This window comes from Micromonospora sp. NPDC047557 (genome assembly GCF_043205095.1).
Lineage (GTDB): Bacteria > Actinomycetota > Actinomycetes > Mycobacteriales > Micromonosporaceae > Micromonospora.
Genome location: NZ_JBIDDK010000020.1, coordinates 17,470 through 35,117, shown reverse-complemented (window position 1 = coordinate 35,117; position 17,648 = coordinate 17,470). Strand labels below are relative to the sequence as shown.

Sequence of the window (17,648 nt, the reverse complement as noted above, 5' to 3'; positions counted from 1 at the left end):
CGGTCGGTCGCACCGCCGGCCGGAGCGGTGCGTCCGGGTCAGGGCAGCAGGTCGCGGACGACCGCGTCGGCGAGCAGCCGGCCGCGCAGGGTGAGCACCGCCCGGCCGGCGGCGTAGTCCCCGGCGGCCAGCAGGCCGTCGGCGAGGGCCCGCTCGGCGCCGGCCCGACCAGCCGCGTCGAGCACCGCCAGCGGCAGCCCGCTGGCGAGCCGCAGCCGGAGCATCACGTCCTCCATGTGGGCCTCGTCGACGGTGAGCACCTCGCGGGCCAGGCCGGGTGACGCGCCGGAGGCCAACCGCTGGGCGTACGTCGTGGGGTGCTTGACGTTCCACCAGCGCACCCCGCCGACGTGGCTGTGCGCCCCCGGGCCGAGCCCCCACCAGTCCGCGCCGGTCCAGTAGAGCAGGTTGTGCCGGCACCGGGCCGCGTCGGTGCGCGCCCAGTTGGACACCTCGTACCAGGACAGGCCGGCCGCGTCGAGGGCGGCCTCCGCTGCCAGGTAGCGGTCCGCGGCGACGTCGTCGCTGGGGTACGCCAGCTCCCCGCGCCGCATCCGGGCGGCGAGCCGGGTGCCGTCCTCGACGATCAGGGCGTACGCGCTGACGTGGTCCACCCCGGCGGCGACGACCTGCTCCAGCGTGGCGGCGAAGTCCTCGGCCCGCTCCCCCGGCGTGCCGTAGATCAGGTCCAGGTTGACGTGCTCGAACCCGGCGTCGCGTGCCTCCAGGGCGGCGGCGGTGGCCCGACCGGCGCTGTGTTTGCGGTCCAGGATCGCCAGCACCCCCGGGGAGGCGGACTGCATGCCCAGCGAGATCCGGGTGTAGCCGGCCGCCCGCAGTCGCCGCAACGACTCCGGGGTGACCGACTCCGGGTTGGCCTCGGTGGTCACCTCGACGTCGGCGGCGAGCCCCCAGGTGCGGTCGATGCCGTCGAGGATGCGGGCCAGGTCGTCGGCGGGGAGCAGGGTGGGGGTGCCGCCGCCGACGAAGACCGTGTCGACCCGGGACGGCGGGCTGTCACCGAGCACCCGGGCGGCGAGCGACAGCTCGGCCAGCACGGTGTCGGCGTACGCCTCGCGGCTGGCGCCCCCGCCCAGCTCGGCGGCCGTGTAGGTGTTGAAGTCGCAGTAGCCGCAGCGACTGGCGCAGAACGGGACGTGGACGTACACGCCGAAGCCGCGCGCGCCGACCGCCGAGGTGGCGGTGGCGGGCAGCGATCCGTCGACGGGGACGGTCTCACCATCTGGAAGGACGCCGGGCATGGCCACTAGTGTGCCCGGCATGACCTCTCCCGACGTCCTCGTGCGGGTCGCCACGGCCCGTGGGGTGACCACCCTCACCCTGGACAGCCCACACAACCGCAATGCGCTCTCCACCGCCCTGATGACCCAGTTGCTGGCCGGACTGGCCGACGCGGTGGCCGACGACGCGGTCCGGGTGATCGTGCTGGACCACACGGGCCCGGTCTTCTGCGCGGGCGCGGACCTGAAGGAGACCGCCGCGGCGTACGCCAGCGGAACGGTGCCGGCCGGGATGCTGGGCGACGTGCTGGCGGCGCTCTGGGACTGCCCGAAGCCGGTGCTCGCGCGGGTCGCCGGGCCGGCTCGGGCCGGCGGGCTGGGCCTGATCGCGGCCGCCGACCTGGCGGTCTGCGCCGACGAGGCGACGTTCGCCTTCACCGAGGTGCGGATCGGGGTGATCCCGGCGGTGATCTCGGCAACCGTGCTGCCCCGCCTGCACCCGCGTGCCGCCGCCGAGCTGTACCTGACCGGCGACACCTTCGACGGCCGACGGGCGGCCGAGATCGGCCTGGTCACGGCCGCCGTGCCGGCGGACGGGCTGGACGACGCGGTACAGCGCTACTGCGACTCGCTGGTGCGCGGCGCGCCCGGCGCGCTGGCCGGCGCGAAGGAGCTGCTGCGCCGACCGGGCACCACCGAGCTGCGGGCTGACCTGGAGCGGCTGTCCGCCCTCTCGACCGGTTACTTCCTCTCCGACGAGGGGCGCGAGGGGGTCACCGCGTTCCGGGAGAAGCGATTAACTCGATGGGTGGCCGCTCTGGACGGTGGTTCCGCTGATCATGCCGGGTAGGACCGGCGTTTGTCGGCCCTTTGCTCTGCTTCAACCGGCGCAACGGCCGCTGTCCGGATATCGGACACGTGGTGTTGCGTCCGGTGAAGCAGAGCAAAGGACACAGATGCGGCGTCGCCCCTCCCCCGGAAGGCGGGCTGGCGGGGCGTCGTCATCGTTCGGCGGCACCCCCAGAGGGGTCACCAGGCGGTCGCGCCGCCGTCGACGGGGTAGTTCGCGCCGGTGATGTACGACGCGCGGTCCGACGCGAGGAAGACCACCAGCTCGGCGACCTCCTCCGGGCGGGCGAAGCGCTTGAGGAGCGTCTTGGCCGTGATGGCGTCCCGGGCCGCCTGGTTGTCACCGAGGTCCCGCTCGCTGGCCGGGGTGAGGATCGGGCCGGGGCTGACGGCCACCGCACGGATGCCGTGGGGTGCGCCCTCGAGCGCGAGCTGCCGCGTCAGGCCGATGACGCCGGCGTTCGCCGCGGTGTGGCCCACCATCGGGGGGACCTGACCCGCGATCATGCCGGCCATCGAGGCGGCGTTGATGATGACGCCACCGCCGCGCTGAACCAGGTGCGGCCAGGCGAACTTCGACACGAAGTAGGGAATGTCGAGTTCCCCGGTGATGGTGTAGCGCCAGTCCTCGACCGAGAAGTCCGGCATCGGGCCGAAGCGCAGCGCGGCCGCGTTGTTGTAGACCACGTCGAGCCCCCCGTAGACGGCCGCGGCGTCCTCGACGAGCTTCCGGACCTGTTGCGGGTCGGTCAGGTCGACCGGCGCGATGCTCGTCATCTCCCCGCCGGCCGCCCGGACGAGGTCGACCGTCTCGTTGTTGCCGTCGATCTGGATGTCGGCCCCGACGACCTTCGCGCCCTCGCGGGCGAAGGTCAGCGCCGCGACGCGGCCCAGACCGCCGCCGGTGCCGGTGATGAGTACGACCTTGCCGTCCAGCGTGCCCATCGGACTCCTCCTTGCCTGGTCGGGGCCTGTTTCAGGCCCCGTAATTGACGTGTCAATCGGTCAAGCCCAGGACCGGTCAATCGCTTCCCGGCGTCCGGGGTCAGGTGACGTGGCAGACAACCCAGAGCCCGGCCAGCGCGGCAGGTGAGTTCGGCCCCGGAGCGGGAACGTCCCGATCGGTACGCGGCGGCAGCGCGGACCCCGAACCGGTCGGACGACCCGGACGACGCCACCGGGGACGTACGCTTGTCGAACTGTCGTTCAGGGGGTGTGGGTGCGAACTCGGGCAGCCGTGGCGGGTGGAGTGGTGCTCATCCTCGTCGCTGTGATCGCGATCTGGCTCGTCGTCCGGCAGGTCGGGGATCAACTGCGACTGCCGCGGGCGGGACGCACCTGCACGGTCCAGGCCGACGGCCGGGTCGCGCTGGACGTCGAGCAGATGGCCAACGCGGCGACCATCGCGGCGATCGGCGCCCAGCGCGGGATGCCGGAGCGGGCCGTGGTGATCGCGCTGGCCACCGCCTACCAGGAGTCGGGGCTGCGCAACCTCGCCCACGGCGACCGGGACTCGGTCGGCCTGTTCCAGCAGCGCCCGAGTCAGGGCTGGGGCACGTCGGCGCAGATCCGCGACTCCCGCTACGCGGCGAACAGGTTCTACGCGGCGCTGAAGAAGGTGCGCGGCTGGGAGAAGATGCGGGTCACCGATGCCGCCCAGCGGGTGCAGCGCTCGGCCTTCCCCGAGGCGTACGAGAAGTGGGCCGACGACTCCGAGGTGCTCAGCAAGGCACTGCTCGGCGATGTCACCGGCGCGGTGGCCTGCACGGTGGGGCGTACCCCGGTGATGCACGGCGCGGCGGCGACCGCCCAACTGACCCGCAACCTGGTGCTTGACTGGGGCGTGTCGAGCGCCGACCCGGCCAGCCAGACCGGGCTGGCGGTGACGGCGGACGACCAACGCGACGGTTGGCGGTACGCGCACTGGCTGGTCTCGCACGCCCAGGACCACGGGGTGAAGCGGGTCCGCTTCGGCGACCTGGAGTGGACCGCCCGCAACGGCACCTGGGGCCGGGTCACCGGCGAGCAGGGCCCCGCGGGTCAGGTGGTGGCCGAGGTCTTCGCCGAGGGCTGACGACCCGGATCTCTTAACCGGCAGTCACCGCACAATCGGGCACCGCACCGCATGATGCCCAATTCACCACAGAAATCTCACTGTCCGCAGCAGTACCGCTGCACATGGTCTGCTCCGGGTCCGCTCGCGCCGCACGCCCTCCCCGATGTCTGGACAGTCGCGTTACGATCGGCGGCCTGTGCCAGAAATGGTTTCACCTCATGGGGAGGGGTACGACGCGGTGTTCGATTACGGCGACCGGACCGGCTACGAACCGATCAGCGACACTGACCGCAAGGAGTTCCACGAGCAGGGTTTCCTCCTGCTGCGCAACGTCCTGACGGAGGACCACCGGGCGGCGCTGGAGGCGGCGGTCGACCGCGTCTACGCGGAGGAGCAGGCCAAGGGCAACACCAAGAAGGACGGTACGCTGCACCTGCTGGGCTTCCTGGAGCGTGACGAGCTCTTCGGCGAGCTGCTCACCCACCCGATCGCCTTCCCGTACATGTGGGGGCTGGCCGGCTGGAACATCTACACCCACCACAACCACCTGGACGTCACCCCGCCGGCCGCCGAGCCGGAGAAGCCGTACTGGGGCTGGCACCAGGACGGGTACCGGCAGAACTCCGACCCGGAGACGATGGACCCGAACCTGCCGCGGCCGATGTTCTCGCTGAAGGTCGCGTACGTGCTGTCCGACCTGTCGGAGACCGGCCGTGGCGCCACCAAGGTCATCCCGGGCAGCCACCTGTGGAACTCGCTGGACCGGCCCAAGGACCTCAGCGTGCACAACCCGGACCCGGAGGGCACGGTGGAGATCACCGCGAACCCGGGCGACGCGTTCATCTTCGACCGTCGGCAGTGGCACTCCCGCTCGACGAACCTGTCGACCATCACCCGCAAGATGCTCTTCGTGGGCTACACCTACCGCTGGATCCGGCCGCTCGACGAGCTGCACCCGGACCTGAACGGCGAGTGGTACCGCAACCGCACGCCCGTGCAGCGCCAGCTGATCGGTGAGGGCACCCACACCGCCAACTACTGGGGCATCAACTGGGACGGGTACGTCGACGACGAGATCCCGCTGCGCAAGGAGCTCAAGGAGCGCGGGCTGCTGGACCGCAGCATCCCCTGGCTGCGCTGATCACCTGCGTCGGAGAACGGCCCCCCGCCACCGTTGGCGGGGGGCCGTTCTCGTATCCGCTTCCGGGCCACCCGGTGCCGCGCTGTCGGTAGCGTGACGGATAGGCAGAGCCGGGGCGCAGCGCCGGCCCGGGGCGCGGGGTGGCGCAGGAGGCAGCCGCGATGACGTCCGCTCCGCTCCCCCTGATCCTCCGCCGGCGCGGCGAGCCGGAATATCCGACCTTCCTGGAACTCTTCTTCGACCTGGTCTACATCTTCCTGCTCTCCCGGCTGTCCACCAGCCTGGGCGAGAACCTCACCGTCCGGGGTGCGGCGCAGACCGCCGTCCTGCTGCTGGCCGCCTGGTGGGTCTGGGTGCTCACCGCGTGGCTCACCGACCTGTTCAACCCCCGGCTGCCGATCATCCAGGCGACCGTCCTGCTGGTCATGCTCGGCACCCTGCTGATGGCGATCGCGACACCGTACGCCTTCGGCCGGTACGGGTGGCTCTTCGTCGCCGCGTACTTCGGCATCCACCTGGTCCGTGACGCCGTCCTGATCCCCGGCACCCGGGTCAATCGTCCGATCCAGGCCCGGAGCATCCGGGTCTTCTTCTGGTTCGGCGTCACCGTGGCGCCCTGGGTGGCCGGGGTGTTCGTGGACGAGACGGCTCGACTGGTGCTCTGGTCGCTCGCGGTGGCGGTCGACCTCGGCTCGGCACGGTTCGGCTGGCCGACGCCGGGGCTGGGGCGTACCGAGCTCGCCAGCCAGATCTTCACCGGGCTGCACCTCTCCGAGCGGCACCGGGCGATCTTCATCGTCGCGCTCGGCGAGTTGATCCTGAGCACCGGCACGGGCCTGGCCGGCAGCCGGTTCACCGCCGGTCAGGTGACCGCCAGCGCCGTCGCGTTCGTCAGCGCGGTCCTGCTGTTCCAGCTCTACTTCCAGCGCGTCCAGCGGATCCTGGCCCCACCGAGCGTCACGACTGTGGAGCGGGTCCGCTCCGGCACCTCCACCTCGTACACCCATCTGGTGATGGTGGCCGGGGTGGTGGTGGTCTCGACCAGCACCTCGATGGTCATTGCTCGGCCGTCCGGTCACACCCCGGTGAATCTGATGGCTGCCATCCTCGGCGGACCGGTGCTGTTCCTGCTCGGCAGCGTGCTGTTCGATGCCGTGGTGACGGCCCGGATCCTCTGGTCCCGGGTGCTGGCGATCGCGCTGCTGGCGGTGGTGCTGCTGTGCGCGCTTGTCGCGCCCGGCGTGTTCCGGCTGCCGCCGTTGACCGTCCTGGTGGTGGCGAACCTGATCCTGCTGCTCACCCTGGTCGGGGAAGGACTGGCCGCACGGCGCGGACCGGTCGAGGCGACCACGCCGGCTCGGTGAGGGGTCGCCCCGCCGCCGCGCGGAGTCTCACCCCAGCTCCGGAGGCGCCGGCGTACGGGCGTGTCGTCGGGTGCTGACCAGGTTCGCCACGGCGATCAGGGCCAGCACGACCATGGCGAGCAGCGCGACCAGGACCGGTGGCAGCATGGGCGTGGCCGGCGCCAGGCACGCCAGCAGCACCACGCCGGCCAGCCGGGACCGCGAGATGCGTCCGAACACGGTGAAGTCGAGAAGGCCCCGACCGAGCAGGTACAACGCGGGGCCGCCGAGGATGACCGCGGCCCACGACGGCGGGGTCTCGCCCAACGGGCGACCCACCACGAGGTCGCTGGTGACCGCCGCGCCGGCGATGCCGGCCACCATGATCAGATGAGTGACCGCCGCGGACTGGGTGAGCAGCGCCGGGTCGGTCGACCGGGCGATCGCGTCGGTCAGCAGCTCCCCGGCGCGGTAGATGTAGATCCGCCACATCAGCACCACCGTGCTGAACACCACGAGCAGGGCCCAGGCTCTCACCAGCGTGTAATCGCTCCGGCTGAAGGTCGTCCCGGTCACGAAGATCGACACCCCGAGCGCGATGATGACGAACTGCCGGTAGCGCTCGGCCACCCGCGCGCCGACCAGCCGCCAGTCCCGCGGTCGTGAGCGGCCGATCCGGGGCAGCGGCCAGCCGAACACCGCCCCGACGTACTCGACGACGACCGCGAGCGCCCAGATCGGCAGCTGGCCCGAGCCGCCGACGAGCGCTCCGGCGATCCAGCCGACGCCGGCGACGGACTTCCAGGTCTGGATCCGGATGGTCGAACGCGGCAGAGGCCGGCCCTTCGACACGACAACCGCGTAGTAGGCGGTGGTGCTGAGGGGGATGACCACGAAGGTGATCGCGAAGAGCAGCGCGCGTTCGCCGAACGCGTCGGCCGCGACCGCCGCCAACAGCAGGCTGGCCGCCGCCACCCAGGTGAGATGCCCCTGCCCGGAGGGCCTGGTCAGGTCGATGGTGTCCGCGGTCCATACGGTCAGCGCCCAGATCATCGTGAACGCGAGCAGCAGCACCAGCGCCTTGGCGACGCCCGTCCAGGTCAGGTCGTTGGCCAGCGTGGTCGCCAAGGTGACCAGCGCGAAGACGTAGACGAGGTCGAAGAAGAGTTCCAGGAACGCCGGACGCTCCAGGCCCGGACCGGTGGGAGTCGCTGCCGTGGCGCCGCCGTCAGTTGCCATCGACATCGCGCTTCACCCGGCCCCCACCGCATGCCCTCAACAGGGACAATACGGGCAAGAGCTCGCCCGCAGCCCCGGCATCCGGTTCTTACCGGCCGCGCGGTCAGCCGCGGGAGGCCAGGCGGCGGCGGGCCTTCTCCCGGATCGGCTCCGGCAGGTCGTCCGCGTCGAGCAGGCGGGGCAGCAGCTCCGGCTCCAGGCTGGTCGCCCGGAACACCTCGCCGATGGTCACCCCGTGCGCGGGCCGCTCCACCACCTCGACCGGGTCGCCGGCACCCACCTCGCCCTCGCGCAGCACCCGCAGGTACGCCCCCGGGGAGGCCCGCACGGTGAAGCGCCGGATCAGGTCGGGCACACCCCAGAAGCCCGCGAACGTCGTGCAGGGAGTACGCGGCATCGTCACCTGGAGCACCGCCGTGCCCACCGCCCACTGTTCGCCGATGACCGCGCCGGTCACGTCGACGGCGTAGGTGGTCAGGTTCTCCCCGAAGCCGCCCGAGCGGACCGACCGGCCGATCTCGGCCGACCACCACGCGGCGTCCTCCTCGGCGTACGCGTAGACGGCCTTGTCCGGCCCGCCGTGCACGGCCCGCTCGCCGATGAAGTCACCAGCCAGGCCACCGGTGAGCACCGCCACGGGCCCGTCGACCGATCGCTTGTCGATGCCGCTGCGACCGCTCGCGTCGCCCGCCCACGCCGCCTCGGTCACGATGCCGAGGTTCACCGCTGCCACCCTGCCCGTCATGACGGACAGCCTAGGTGAATCCGCGGTACGGGCTTGACCTTGACGCTGCGTCAACCCCCCATGCTGGCTGCCATGAGCATCCCGCCAACAACCGGTCAGATCGAGCAGGCCGTGATACACGTGCAGGGCCTGGAGAAGTCGTTCACGCAATTGAAGGTGCTGCGCGGTGTGGACATCGACGTGGCGCGCGGCACCATCTTCGCCCTGCTCGGCTCCAACGGGGCAGGCAAGACCACGGTGGTGAAGATCCTGTCCACGCTGCTCAAAGCCGACGCGGGAACCGCCCGGGTCAACGGGTTCGACGTCGCGGCCCAGGCCGCCCAGGTGCGCGAGTCGATCAGTCTCACCGGGCAGTTCGCGGCGGTCGACGAGATCCTCACTGGACGGGAGAACCTCGTCCTGGTCGCCAGGCTCAGGCATCTCAAGGGCCCGGGCGCCATCGCGGACGACCTGCTGAGGCGCTTCTCGCTGACCGAGGCGGGCACCCGGAGGGTCGCGACGTACTCCGGTGGCATGCGCCGCCGGCTGGACATCGCGATGAGTCTCATCGGTAACCCGCCGGTGGTCTTCCTGGACGAGCCGACGACCGGGCTGGACCCGGAGGCACGCATCGAGGTGTGGCAGGCCGTCACGGAGCTGGCCAAGGGGGGTACGACCGTTCTGCTCACCACGCAGTACCTCGACGAGGCAGAGCACCTCGCCGACCGGATCGCGATCCTGCACGAGGGCCGGATCATCGTGAACGGCACCCTCGACGAGCTCAAGCAGCTCCTCCCACCCGCGAAGATCGAGTACGTCGAGAAGCAGCCGAGCCTGGAGGACGTCTTCCTCACCCTCGTCGGCGCCCGAGCGAACAAGGAACAACGATGAACAAGCACTTCGTCGGCGACACCGGCGTACTCCTGGGACGCTCGCTGCGCCACATCGCCCGCAGCCCGGACACCATCATCACCACCGCGATCATGCCGATCGCCTTCATGCTGCTGTTCGTCTACGTCTTCGGCGGGGCGATCGAGACCGGGACCGACTCGTACGTGAAGTATCTGCTGCCCGGCATCCTGATCATCACGATCGCCTCGGGCATCTCCTACACCGCCTTCCGGCTCTTCCTGGACATGAAGGGCGGCATCTTCGAACGGTTCCAGTCCATGCCGATCGCCCGCTCATCCGTGCTGTGGGCGCACGTCCTGACCTCGCTGGTCGCCAACCTGATCTCCCTCGTCGTCGTCATCGGCGTCGCCCTGATCATGGGCTTCCGGACGGGGGCGGGCGTGTCGGAGTGGCTGGCGGTCGCCAGCATCCTGGTCCTGTTCACCCTGGCGCTGACCTGGATCGCCGTGATTCCCGGCCTCAGCGCGAAGACGCTGGACGGCGCGAGCGCGTTCTCCTATCCGCTCATCTTCCTGCCGTTCGTCAGCTCCGCCTTCGTGCCCACCGAGTCCATGCCCGGCCCGGTGCGCGCCTTCGCCGAGCACCAGCCGGTGACCTCCATCGTCAACGCGATCCGGGACCTGTTCAGCCAACGGCCGGTCGGCACGGACATCTGGATCGCCCTGGCCTGGTGCGTCGGCATCCTCGTCCTCGCCTACCTGTTCGCCAACGTCACCTACCGACGCAAGATCTCCTGAGCCGGTGCCGACCGAGGCGGGACCACCTGCGGGCAGGATCAGAGCATGCTGACGATCGGCCAACTCGCGGCGTACGCCGGCGTCACGGTGCGGGCGGTGCGGCACTATCACCAGATCGGGTTGCTGCCCGAGCCGGAGCGGGACGCTTCCGGCTACCGGCGGTACGGCGCGACGGCGGTCGTGTCCCTCATCAAGATCCGCACCCTCGCCGACGCCGGCGTGCCGCTGTCGCAGATCAGTCGGATGCTCGAAGCCGACGCGTCAGCCTTCGCCGACGCCATCCGGACCATCGACAAACACCTGCGCGACGAGATCGAACGGCTGCAGACCAGCCGCCGACACATCGCGCAGCTCACCGCCGGGGACAGCCTGGCGCTCCCACCGGAGGTGGCCGCCTATCTCGACCGGCTCCGCGGCATCGGGGCGTCACAGCGGATGGTGGAGGCCGAACGGGACGGGTGGATCCTGGTGGCGGCGCGCTGGCCCGATCGCATCGTCGAGTGGATGCCCGGCAAGATCGCCCAGCTCGATGATCCGCAGGTCGTCCGGCTCTACCGGGTGCTCTCGGAGATCTTCGACGGTGACGAGGCCGACGATCCGCGTCTGGCCGAGGCCGCCGACATCATGGCCTGCCTGGCAGAGCAGGCGTACGCCGCCGGCGAGGTCCTGCACGCCGAGGTGGTCGACGACGACCTCCCGCACGATCTGATCGACGCGCTGGCCGTCGAGTCCGATCCGCGGGTGCGGCGGCTTCGGGAGCTGATGCGCGAGCGCGGCTGGTCCGGTTGGAACCGGATGGAGCGGCTGACGGAGCCGCCCCCCGACTGACCGCCGGGGTCGGGTCCGACCGGTCAGCCCTTGACGGCGCCGGCCACCAGGCCGGAGACCATCCGCCGCTGCACCAGCAGGAAGAAGATGATGACCGGCAGGGTGAACAGGGTGGAGGCGGCCATGACCGGCCCCCAGTTGGTGTCGTCGCGGCCGAAGAAGAACGTCATCGCCACCGGCAGCGTGTAGCGGCCCTGGTCGTTGATGAACGTCAACGCGAAGATCAGCTCGTTCCACGCGGTGATGAAGGAGAAGATGCTGGTGGCGACGAGGCCGGGCGCGACCAGCGGGAACAGCACCCGACGGAACGTCTGCGCCCGGCTCGCGCCGTCGATGGCCGCCGCCTCCTCCAGCTCCTTCGGCACGGCGGCGACGAAACCGCGCAGCATCCAGACCGCGAACGGCAGCGAGAAGCCGAGGTACGTGAGGATCAGGCTGGGCAGGGTGTTGTAGAGCCCGAGCCGCTGGATCATCAGGAACAGCGGGATGACCAACGCCTCCAGCGGGATCATCTGCACCACGAGCAGCATGATCAGGAAGCTGGTCCGCAGCTTGAAGCGGAACCGGGCCACCGCCGTCGCGGCGAGCAAAGCGACCAGACCGCTGAGCACCACCGTGGAGACGGCGACGATCGCGCTGTTGAGGAAGAAGTCCAGAAAGCTGACGCCGGGGATCAGGTTGCCGGTCAGGATCTCCCGGTAGTGCGCCAGCGTCGGGTGGGCCGGCACCGGCTGCGGGGTGGACGAGAAGATCTCGCTGCTCGGCTTCAACGAGGTCGAGATCATCCAGTAGACCGGGAACGCCGCGAAGAGCGCGACCAGCAGCCCGGCGGCGTTGAGGGCCACCTTCTTCACGACTCGTCCTCCTGCCTGAGCACCATCCGTACGTAGAAGCCGGTCACCACGAGCAGGATCAGCGTGAGGATGACCGCGATGGCCGCGCCGAGCCCGTACTTCGGTGGCGGAGAAAAGGCTTCGGCGTACGAGTAGATGGAGAGCATGAACGTCGGCCGGTCCTGGGTGCCGCCGGCCAGGACGAACTGCTGGGTGAAGACCTTGAAGTCCCAGATGGTGGAGAGCACGATCAGGATCCCGAAGACCGGGCGCAGCAGCGGGAACGTGATCTTCCAGAAGACCCGCCACGGGCTGGCGCCGTCGACCCGGGCCGCCTCGTGCAACTCACTCGGCACGCTCTTCAGGCCGGCGAGCACGCTCACCGCGATGAACGGGAACGAGTGCCACACGACCACCAGGGTGAGGATGGCGAAGAAGAGCAGCGGCGAGTTGAACCAGCCGTAGCCGGTCCAGTCACTGCGGCCGAACACGGCGTTGGAGAACCCGTCCGGCAGTTCGTTGAACAACCAGGTGACCAGGCCGCTGGTGTCGTCGAAGATCCACTTCCAGACGATCGTGCCGGTGAGCGCCGGGGTGGCCCAGGCGAGCATCACGCAACTGGCGACGAAGGTGGCCATCTTGCGGCCGAGCCGGTTGAGCAGCAGCCCGACCAGGGTGCCGAGCACCATCGTGAGCAGCACGTTCGCCAGCGCGAACAGCACCGTGTTGCGGAGCACCGTCAGAAAGAACGGATCGGAGAGGATCTCGGTGTAGTTGCCGAACCCCACCCACGGCCACTCCCGGTCGCCGCGCAGTTGCCGGACGCTGTTCAGCCGGTAGAAGGACATCGCCACCACCTGGCCGAGCGGCCAGAGCAGCAGCACCCCGATGATGACGAGTGCGGGCAGGAGCAGCAGGTACGGCAGGCGGTCCACCGGGCGACGCCGCCGCGCGGGGGTCTCCCGCGCGGCGGACGCCTCCGGCACCTCGGTCAGCGTGGTCACTTGGCGTTGAGGATGCTTTCCATCTCGGCGGCCGCGTCGGCGGTGGCCTTCTCGACCGTCTTCTGACCCTTCATGACCGAGCTGTTCATCGCCTGGGTCACCGTCTTCGTCCGGCTGACCTCCACCCACTTCGGGGTGAGCGGCGTGAGCTTGGTGTTCTGCATGGTGGTGGCGAAGGCCGCCATCACCTTGTCGTTGGCGTACGTGTCACCGGCGACCAGATCCTTGTAGACCGGGAAGAAGCCGAGGCTGCTCGCGAAGCTCTGCGAGTTCTTCTTGTTCAGCAGCACCGTCAGGTAGTCCCAGGCCAGATCCTGGCGCTCGCTGTCCTTCCAGATCGCCACGTCCGAACCGCCCGCGAAGCCGGGCGCGGCCTTGCCGTCCGGGCCGGGGATCGGGAACGTACCCCAGACCTTCTCGATCTCGGGGTTGTCCTTCTTGATGGCGGCCTGCTGCCAGCTACCGGCGAACGCCATGGCGGCCTTGCCGGTGGCGAACTGGGTGCGCGCGTCGATCTCGTTCCAACCGGCGGCGGCCGGCGGGGCCACCTTGTGGACGGTCACGAGGTCGGTCCAGTACTTGACGGCCCGCTGCGCCTCCGGCGTCGTGTAGCCGGACTTCCAGGCGCCGCCCTGGTTGGTCGCGATCTCCGCGCCAGCGCCCCAGAGGAAGGAGTAGAAGGGCAGCTCGGAGTTGCCCGGCAGCGCGATGCCGTAGGTACCCGGCTTCTTCGCCTGCACGGTCTTGGCCACGGTGACCAGGTCGTCCCAGGTCTTCGGCGGCTGGACGCCCGCCTCGGCGAACCAGTCGGTGCGGTAGTAGATCGCCCGCACACCCGCGTACCAGGGGACGCCGTACTGCTTGCCGTCGAGCTGCGCGTTGCGGACCAGGTCGGGCAGCAGGTCCTTGCCGTCGGCCCAGCCGCCCATCCGGCCGCTGACGTCGGCGAGCGCCTCCTGCGCGGCCCAGCCCTGGGTCTCGGTGTTGCCCAGCTCGGTGATGTCCGGTCCTTCACCACCGGCGAGCGCGGCCTGGAACTTCTTGGGCGCCTCCAGCCAGGGGATGTACTGCACGACCACATCGGTGTCGGGGTGCTTCTGGCGGAACTCCGTCTCGACGCCGTCGAGGAACTTGTTCTGCGCGTCGCCGCCCTCGCCCATCATCCAGACCGTGAGCTTGCTGTCGTCGCCCGCCTTGTCGTCGGAGCCTCCGCAGCCGGTCAGCACCATCGCGGCCGAGGCCACCACGGCGGTGACCGGGGCCAGCCGCTTCCACCTGTTCACGCCACTTCTCCCCTCGCGCCGCCTGGAACTTACCTTCTCCGCCGCACCTTAGTACGAAGAAATCCTTTACGACAGTGGGCGGGCAGGCCGAAGCGTCGCGACCGTACCGCAGGGAACCGACCCGACGGGCCATGGCATCGGGCCGAATCCGGGTACTTCACCACGAAAGAGCGCCCGACCAGTGGTCGGGCGCTCTTTTCCGTGGTGCGGTGATGCCAGGTTGTTACCGGGTGACGCTGCGGCGGCGACCCACGCCGGCCACCAGCGCGACCGCGATCGCGGCCACCACGACCTGCACCAGCAGCTCCGTCCAGTCGATACCGGCGGTCTCGGTCGCGATACCCATCGCCCGCGCCAGCACCGTGCCCAGCAGAGCCGCACCGATACCGATCAGCAGGTGCAGCCACATCGGCATGTTCTGCCGACCCGGAACAACCAGGCGGCCGAGCGCCCCGACGATGAGACCAACAACGATGGCAGTGATGATGCCCCACACGGTGAGCTCCACGGTCGCCCTCCTTCTAAGAATGTCTGACACACAATGTGTGCTTCCTGTCGTGACGACTAAGTTCCCGACCCACGGAAAAACCAAACCGACTTCACGGCTCAGACGATCACGACTTGGTGAACACCGGCACGTTCCACCGGCCCACGCGGGCGACGCGGGCCGGGACACCGCGATCGACTGGGCTTGGCCGGGGGTGCGCTGGGTGCGCACGAGCATGATCGACTCCACTGCGCCGATGTGGCGGTGTCTGGCGAACCGAATGCCGCCACATCGGCGCAGTGGAGTCGATCACTGCGGAGGCCAACCGGACCGCGCGGCGGCGAACGCCGAGGGGCGCCCGGCCTGTCGGCCGGGCGCCCCTTTCGAAGTGGTTCGGTGTTACGGGTGTGCTGGTGTTATCGGGTGACGCGGCGGCGGCCACCCACGCCGGCCACCAGCGCGACCGCGATCGCGGCCAGCACGACCTGGACCAGCAGCTCGCCCCAGTCAACGCCGTCCGTCTCGGTCGCGATGCCGATGGCCCGCGCCAGCACGGTGCCCAACAGGGCCGCGCCGATACCGATGAGCATGTGCAGCCAGATCGGCATGTTCTGCCGGCCCGGGACAACCAGGCGGCCGAGCGCCCCGACGATGAGACCAACAACGATGGCAGTGATGATGCCCCACACGGTGAGCTCCACGGTCGCCCTCCTTCTAAGAATGTCCGACACACAATGTGTGCTTCCTGTCGTGACGACTAAGTTCCCGACCCACCGAAAATCCAAACCGACTCAACCGCAGAGAAGTTGTCGGCGTCGATGCCGAACGGCTGCGTCGATTGGGGTGGGAGCGCGTCCATACAGGTCAGGCAACATGTTGCCCAGGGCGACGACCCCGCCCCCACAGCCAAAAAAATCTCCACCCAACCAGCCCCAGGCCCAGGCCCACGCCGGTGATCAAGAGGTTTGCGTCAGGATCAGGGCTTCCGCTGACGCAAACCTCTTGATCAACACCGGGTGACCGGGTGGGACCAGGGGTGGGGGTGGGGTGGGGTTACTTTTTGGGGGCCTTAGCGTCGCCGGAGTCGGAGGACAGGGCGGCGATGAAGGCTTCCTGCGGCACCTCGACGCGGCCGACCATCTTCATCCGCTTCTTGCCTTCCTTCTGCTTCTCCAGCAGCTTGCGCTTACGGCTGATGTCACCGCCGTAGCACTTGGCGAGGACGTCCTTGCGGATCGCGCGGATGGTCTCCCGGGCGATGACCCGGCTGCCGATGGCCGCCTGGATCGGCACCTCGAACTGCTGGCGCGGAATGAGGGTGCGCAGCTTGGCGGCGATCGTGACGCCGTAGTTGTACGCCTTGTCCTTGTGCACGATGGCGCTGAACGCGTCCACCGGCTCGCCATGCAGCAGGATGTCCACCTTCACAAGGTCGGACGCCTGCTCGCCGGACGGCTCGTAGTCGAGTGAGGCGTAGCCCTTGGTCCGGCTCTTCAACTGGTCGAAGAAGTCGTAGATGATCTCGGCGAGGGGCAGCGTGTAGCGCAGCTCCACCCGGTCGGCGGAGAGGTAGTCCATCCCGAGCAGGCTGCCGCGCCGGCCCTGGCAGAGCTCCATCACCGCGCCCACGTAGTCGTTGGGCGTCAGCACGGTGGCCCGCACCACCGGCTCGTACACCTCGGCGATCTTGCCGGTGGGGTATTCGCTGGGGTTGGTGACGACGATCTCGGCACCGTCGTCGGTGATCGCCCGGTACACCACGTTGGGCGCGGTGGAGATCAGGTCGAGGTTGTACTCGCGCTCCAGCCGCTCCCGGATGATCTCCAGGTGGAGCAGGCCGAGGAAGCCGCAGCGGAAGCCGAACCCGAGCGCGCCGGAGGTCTCCGGCTCGTAGTCCAGGGCGGCGTCGTTGAGCTTGAGCTTGTCCAGGGCCTCACGCAGGTTCGGGTAGTCGGACCCGTCGATCGGGTAGAGGCCGGAGTAGACCATCGGCTTCGGGTCCTTGTAGCCACCCAGCGGCTCGGCCGCCGGCCGGGCGTTGATGGTGACCGTGTCACCGACCCGGGACTGCCGGACGTCCTTCACACCGGTGATCAGGTAGCCGACCTCGCCGACGCCGAGCGCCTCGGCCTTCACCATCTCCGGTGAGATGACACCGATCTCCAGCAGCTCGTGCACCGCCCCGGTGGACATCATCTTGATCCGGTCGCGGGCGCTGATCCGGCCGTCGATGACCCGGACGTACGTGACGACGCCGCGGTAGACGTCGTACACCGAGTCGAAGATCATCGCCCGGGCGGGCGCATCGGCGTCGCCGACCGGCGGGATGAACTGCCGGACGATCTCGTCGAGCAGGTGCGGCACGCCCTCGCCGGTCTTGCCGGAGACCCGGATGCAGTCGGCGGGGTCCCCGCCGATGAGGTGGGCCAACTCCTCGGCGTACTTCTCCGGCTGGGCCGCCGGCAGGTCGATCTTGTTGAGCACCGGGATGATGCGCAGGTCGTTCTCGAGCGCCAGGTAGAGGTTGGCCAGGGTCTGCGCCTCGATGCCCTGCGCGGCGTCGACAAGCAGCACGGCGCCCTCGCAGGCGGCCAGCGACCGGGACACCTCGTAGGTGAAGTCGACGTGCCCCGGGGTGTCGATCATGTTGAGCACCGCGTGCTCGCCCGCCCGCTCGCCCTCGCGGATGGTCCACGGCATCCGGACGGCCTGGCTCTTGATGGTGATGCCGCGCTCGCGCTCGATGTCCATCCGGTCCAGGTACTGCGCGCGCATCTGCCGCGGGTCGACCACGCCGGTGAGCTGCAACATCCGGTCGGCCAGGGTCGACTTCCCGTGGTCGATGTGGGCGATGATGCCGAAGTTCCGGATGCGACCGGGGTCGGTGGCACCAGGGGCGTTCGCGCCGGGATCGAGCTTCGGTGGCACAGCGGTCCGTTCTGGTCGGCTGACGTGAACAGGCCGGCGCGCC

Annotated in this window: 17 protein-coding genes; 7 read left to right on the top strand and 10 right to left on the bottom strand. The window is 69.6% G+C overall.

Annotation, left to right across the window (positions count from 1 at the left end; translation table 11 throughout):
- Positions 1 to 38: 38 nt before the first annotated feature.
- Positions 39 to 1,262, bottom strand: coding sequence for a radical SAM family heme chaperone HemW (hemW, locus tag ACGGAQ_RS30500; protein ID WP_393055226.1), 1,224 nt, complete (start codon positions 1,260 to 1,262; stop codon positions 39 to 41).
- 19 nt (positions 1,263 to 1,281) lie between these two features.
- Between hemW and ACGGAQ_RS30495 the strand changes: the two genes are divergently transcribed.
- Positions 1,282 to 2,091, top strand: a complete 810-nt coding sequence (locus ACGGAQ_RS30495) for an enoyl-CoA hydratase-related protein (protein ID WP_393055172.1) — start codon at positions 1,282 to 1,284, stop codon at positions 2,089 to 2,091.
- A gap of 179 nt (positions 2,092 to 2,270) precedes the next feature.
- Here ACGGAQ_RS30495 and ACGGAQ_RS30490 read toward each other — a convergent pair whose 3' ends face one another.
- Positions 2,271 to 3,035 (bottom strand): SDR family NAD(P)-dependent oxidoreductase, encoded by a 765-nt coding sequence (locus ACGGAQ_RS30490; RefSeq protein WP_393055170.1) that lies wholly within the window; start codon positions 3,033 to 3,035, stop codon positions 2,271 to 2,273.
- 274 nt (positions 3,036 to 3,309) lie between these two features.
- Here ACGGAQ_RS30490 and ACGGAQ_RS30485 point away from each other — a divergent pair, with 274 nt between their 5' ends.
- From ACGGAQ_RS30485 to ACGGAQ_RS30475, 3 genes are all read left to right on the top strand, one after another.
- A complete protein-coding gene (locus ACGGAQ_RS30485; protein WP_393055168.1) occupies positions 3,310 to 4,164 on the top strand; it encodes a hypothetical protein in 855 nt (284 codons plus the stop codon).
- Positions 4,165 to 4,384: 220 nt separating this feature from the next.
- Entirely contained in the window at positions 4,385 to 5,287 is a 903-nt protein-coding gene (locus ACGGAQ_RS30480) for a phytanoyl-CoA dioxygenase family protein (protein WP_393055166.1), read from the top strand.
- A gap of 161 nt (positions 5,288 to 5,448) precedes the next feature.
- On the top strand, positions 5,449 to 6,651 hold the full coding sequence (locus ACGGAQ_RS30475; RefSeq protein WP_393055164.1) for a low temperature requirement protein A: 1,203 nt from the start codon (positions 5,449 to 5,451) through the stop codon (positions 6,649 to 6,651).
- Between the two features lie 27 nt (positions 6,652 to 6,678).
- On the opposite strand, the gene ACGGAQ_RS30470 is transcribed toward ACGGAQ_RS30475, so the two are convergent.
- Together ACGGAQ_RS30470 and ACGGAQ_RS30465 are read right to left on the bottom strand one after the other, a co-directional pair.
- On the bottom strand, positions 6,679 to 7,875 hold the full coding sequence (locus tag ACGGAQ_RS30470; RefSeq protein ID WP_393055162.1) for a low temperature requirement protein A: 1,197 nt from the start codon (positions 7,873 to 7,875) through the stop codon (positions 6,679 to 6,681).
- A 97-nt stretch (positions 7,876 to 7,972) separates the two neighbouring features.
- Positions 7,973 to 8,614 (bottom strand): MOSC domain-containing protein, encoded by a 642-nt coding sequence (locus ACGGAQ_RS30465; protein ID WP_393055160.1) that lies wholly within the window; start codon positions 8,612 to 8,614, stop codon positions 7,973 to 7,975.
- Positions 8,615 to 8,686: 72 nt separating this feature from the next.
- On the opposite strand from ACGGAQ_RS30465, the gene ACGGAQ_RS30460 reads away from it, so the two are divergent.
- Genes ACGGAQ_RS30460 through ACGGAQ_RS30450 form a run of 3 tightly spaced genes read left to right on the top strand, consistent with a single transcriptional unit; the run spans position 8,687 to position 11,070 of the window.
- Positions 8,687 to 9,484 carry an ABC transporter ATP-binding protein gene (locus ACGGAQ_RS30460; RefSeq protein WP_393055158.1) on the top strand — a complete coding sequence of 266 codons (798 nt, stop codon included), beginning with the start codon at positions 8,687 to 8,689 and terminating at the stop codon, positions 9,482 to 9,484.
- Positions 9,481 to 10,242, top strand: coding sequence for an ABC transporter permease (locus tag ACGGAQ_RS30455; RefSeq protein WP_393055156.1), 762 nt, complete (start codon positions 9,481 to 9,483; stop codon positions 10,240 to 10,242). The genes ACGGAQ_RS30460 and ACGGAQ_RS30455 overlap by 4 nt, the downstream gene beginning before the upstream one ends.
- 45 nt (positions 10,243 to 10,287) lie before the next feature.
- Complete coding sequence (locus ACGGAQ_RS30450) at positions 10,288 to 11,070, top strand: MerR family transcriptional regulator (protein ID WP_393055154.1); 783 nt, start codon at positions 10,288 to 10,290, stop codon at positions 11,068 to 11,070.
- A 23-nt stretch (positions 11,071 to 11,093) separates the two neighbouring features.
- Here the strand turns inward: ACGGAQ_RS30450 and ACGGAQ_RS30445 are convergent, their stop codons facing one another.
- From ACGGAQ_RS30445 to lepA, 6 genes are all read right to left on the bottom strand, one after another.
- Entirely contained in the window at positions 11,094 to 11,924 is an 831-nt protein-coding gene (locus ACGGAQ_RS30445; protein ID WP_355135333.1) for a carbohydrate ABC transporter permease, read from the bottom strand.
- Complete coding sequence (locus ACGGAQ_RS30440) at positions 11,921 to 12,907, bottom strand: carbohydrate ABC transporter permease (RefSeq protein WP_393055152.1); 987 nt, start codon at positions 12,905 to 12,907, stop codon at positions 11,921 to 11,923. The genes ACGGAQ_RS30445 and ACGGAQ_RS30440 overlap by 4 nt, the downstream gene beginning before the upstream one ends.
- Positions 12,904 to 14,190, bottom strand: coding sequence for a sugar ABC transporter substrate-binding protein (locus tag ACGGAQ_RS30435; protein ID WP_393055150.1), 1,287 nt, complete (start codon positions 14,188 to 14,190; stop codon positions 12,904 to 12,906). Before ACGGAQ_RS30435 ends, ACGGAQ_RS30440 begins: the two co-directional genes overlap by 4 nt.
- Before the next feature lie 223 nt (positions 14,191 to 14,413).
- Positions 14,414 to 14,698 (bottom strand): GlsB/YeaQ/YmgE family stress response membrane protein, encoded by a 285-nt coding sequence (locus ACGGAQ_RS30430; RefSeq protein ID WP_007463995.1) that lies wholly within the window; start codon positions 14,696 to 14,698, stop codon positions 14,414 to 14,416.
- A gap of 395 nt (positions 14,699 to 15,093) precedes the next feature.
- The gene (locus ACGGAQ_RS30425; RefSeq protein WP_393055148.1) at positions 15,094 to 15,378 is read right to left on the bottom strand and encodes a GlsB/YeaQ/YmgE family stress response membrane protein; all 285 of its coding nucleotides are present in this window, start codon (positions 15,376 to 15,378) and stop codon (positions 15,094 to 15,096) included.
- A 352-nt stretch (positions 15,379 to 15,730) separates the two neighbouring features.
- Positions 15,731 to 17,605, bottom strand: coding sequence for a translation elongation factor 4 (lepA, locus tag ACGGAQ_RS30420; RefSeq protein WP_393055146.1), 1,875 nt, complete (start codon positions 17,603 to 17,605; stop codon positions 15,731 to 15,733).
- Between the last annotated feature and the right edge of the window lie 43 nt (positions 17,606 to 17,648).

What these genes read in the sequence shown, in the direction of transcription:
- ACGGAQ_RS30490 (WP_393055170.1), bottom strand. Translation starts at nt 3,035, where the DNA reads ATGGGCACGCTGGACGGCAAGGTCGTACTCATCACCGGCACCGGCGGC.
- hemW (WP_393055226.1), bottom strand. Translation starts at nt 1,262, where the DNA reads ATGCCCGGCGTCCTTCCAGATGGTGAGACCGTCCCCGTCGACGGATCG.
- ACGGAQ_RS30460 (WP_393055158.1), top strand. Translation starts at nt 8,687, where the DNA reads ATGAGCATCCCGCCAACAACCGGTCAGATCGAGCAGGCCGTGATACAC.
- ACGGAQ_RS30470 (WP_393055162.1), bottom strand. Translation starts at nt 7,875, where the DNA reads ATGTCGATGGCAACTGACGGCGGCGCCACGGCAGCGACTCCCACCGGT.
- ACGGAQ_RS30475 (WP_393055164.1), top strand. Translation starts at nt 5,449, where the DNA reads ATGACGTCCGCTCCGCTCCCCCTGATCCTCCGCCGGCGCGGCGAGCCG.
- ACGGAQ_RS30465 (WP_393055160.1), bottom strand. Translation starts at nt 8,614, where the DNA reads ATGACGGGCAGGGTGGCAGCGGTGAACCTCGGCATCGTGACCGAGGCG.
- ACGGAQ_RS30495 (WP_393055172.1), top strand. Translation starts at nt 1,282, where the DNA reads ATGACCTCTCCCGACGTCCTCGTGCGGGTCGCCACGGCCCGTGGGGTG.
- ACGGAQ_RS30450 (WP_393055154.1), top strand. Translation starts at nt 10,288, where the DNA reads ATGCTGACGATCGGCCAACTCGCGGCGTACGCCGGCGTCACGGTGCGG.
- ACGGAQ_RS30455 (WP_393055156.1), top strand. Translation starts at nt 9,481, where the DNA reads ATGAACAAGCACTTCGTCGGCGACACCGGCGTACTCCTGGGACGCTCG.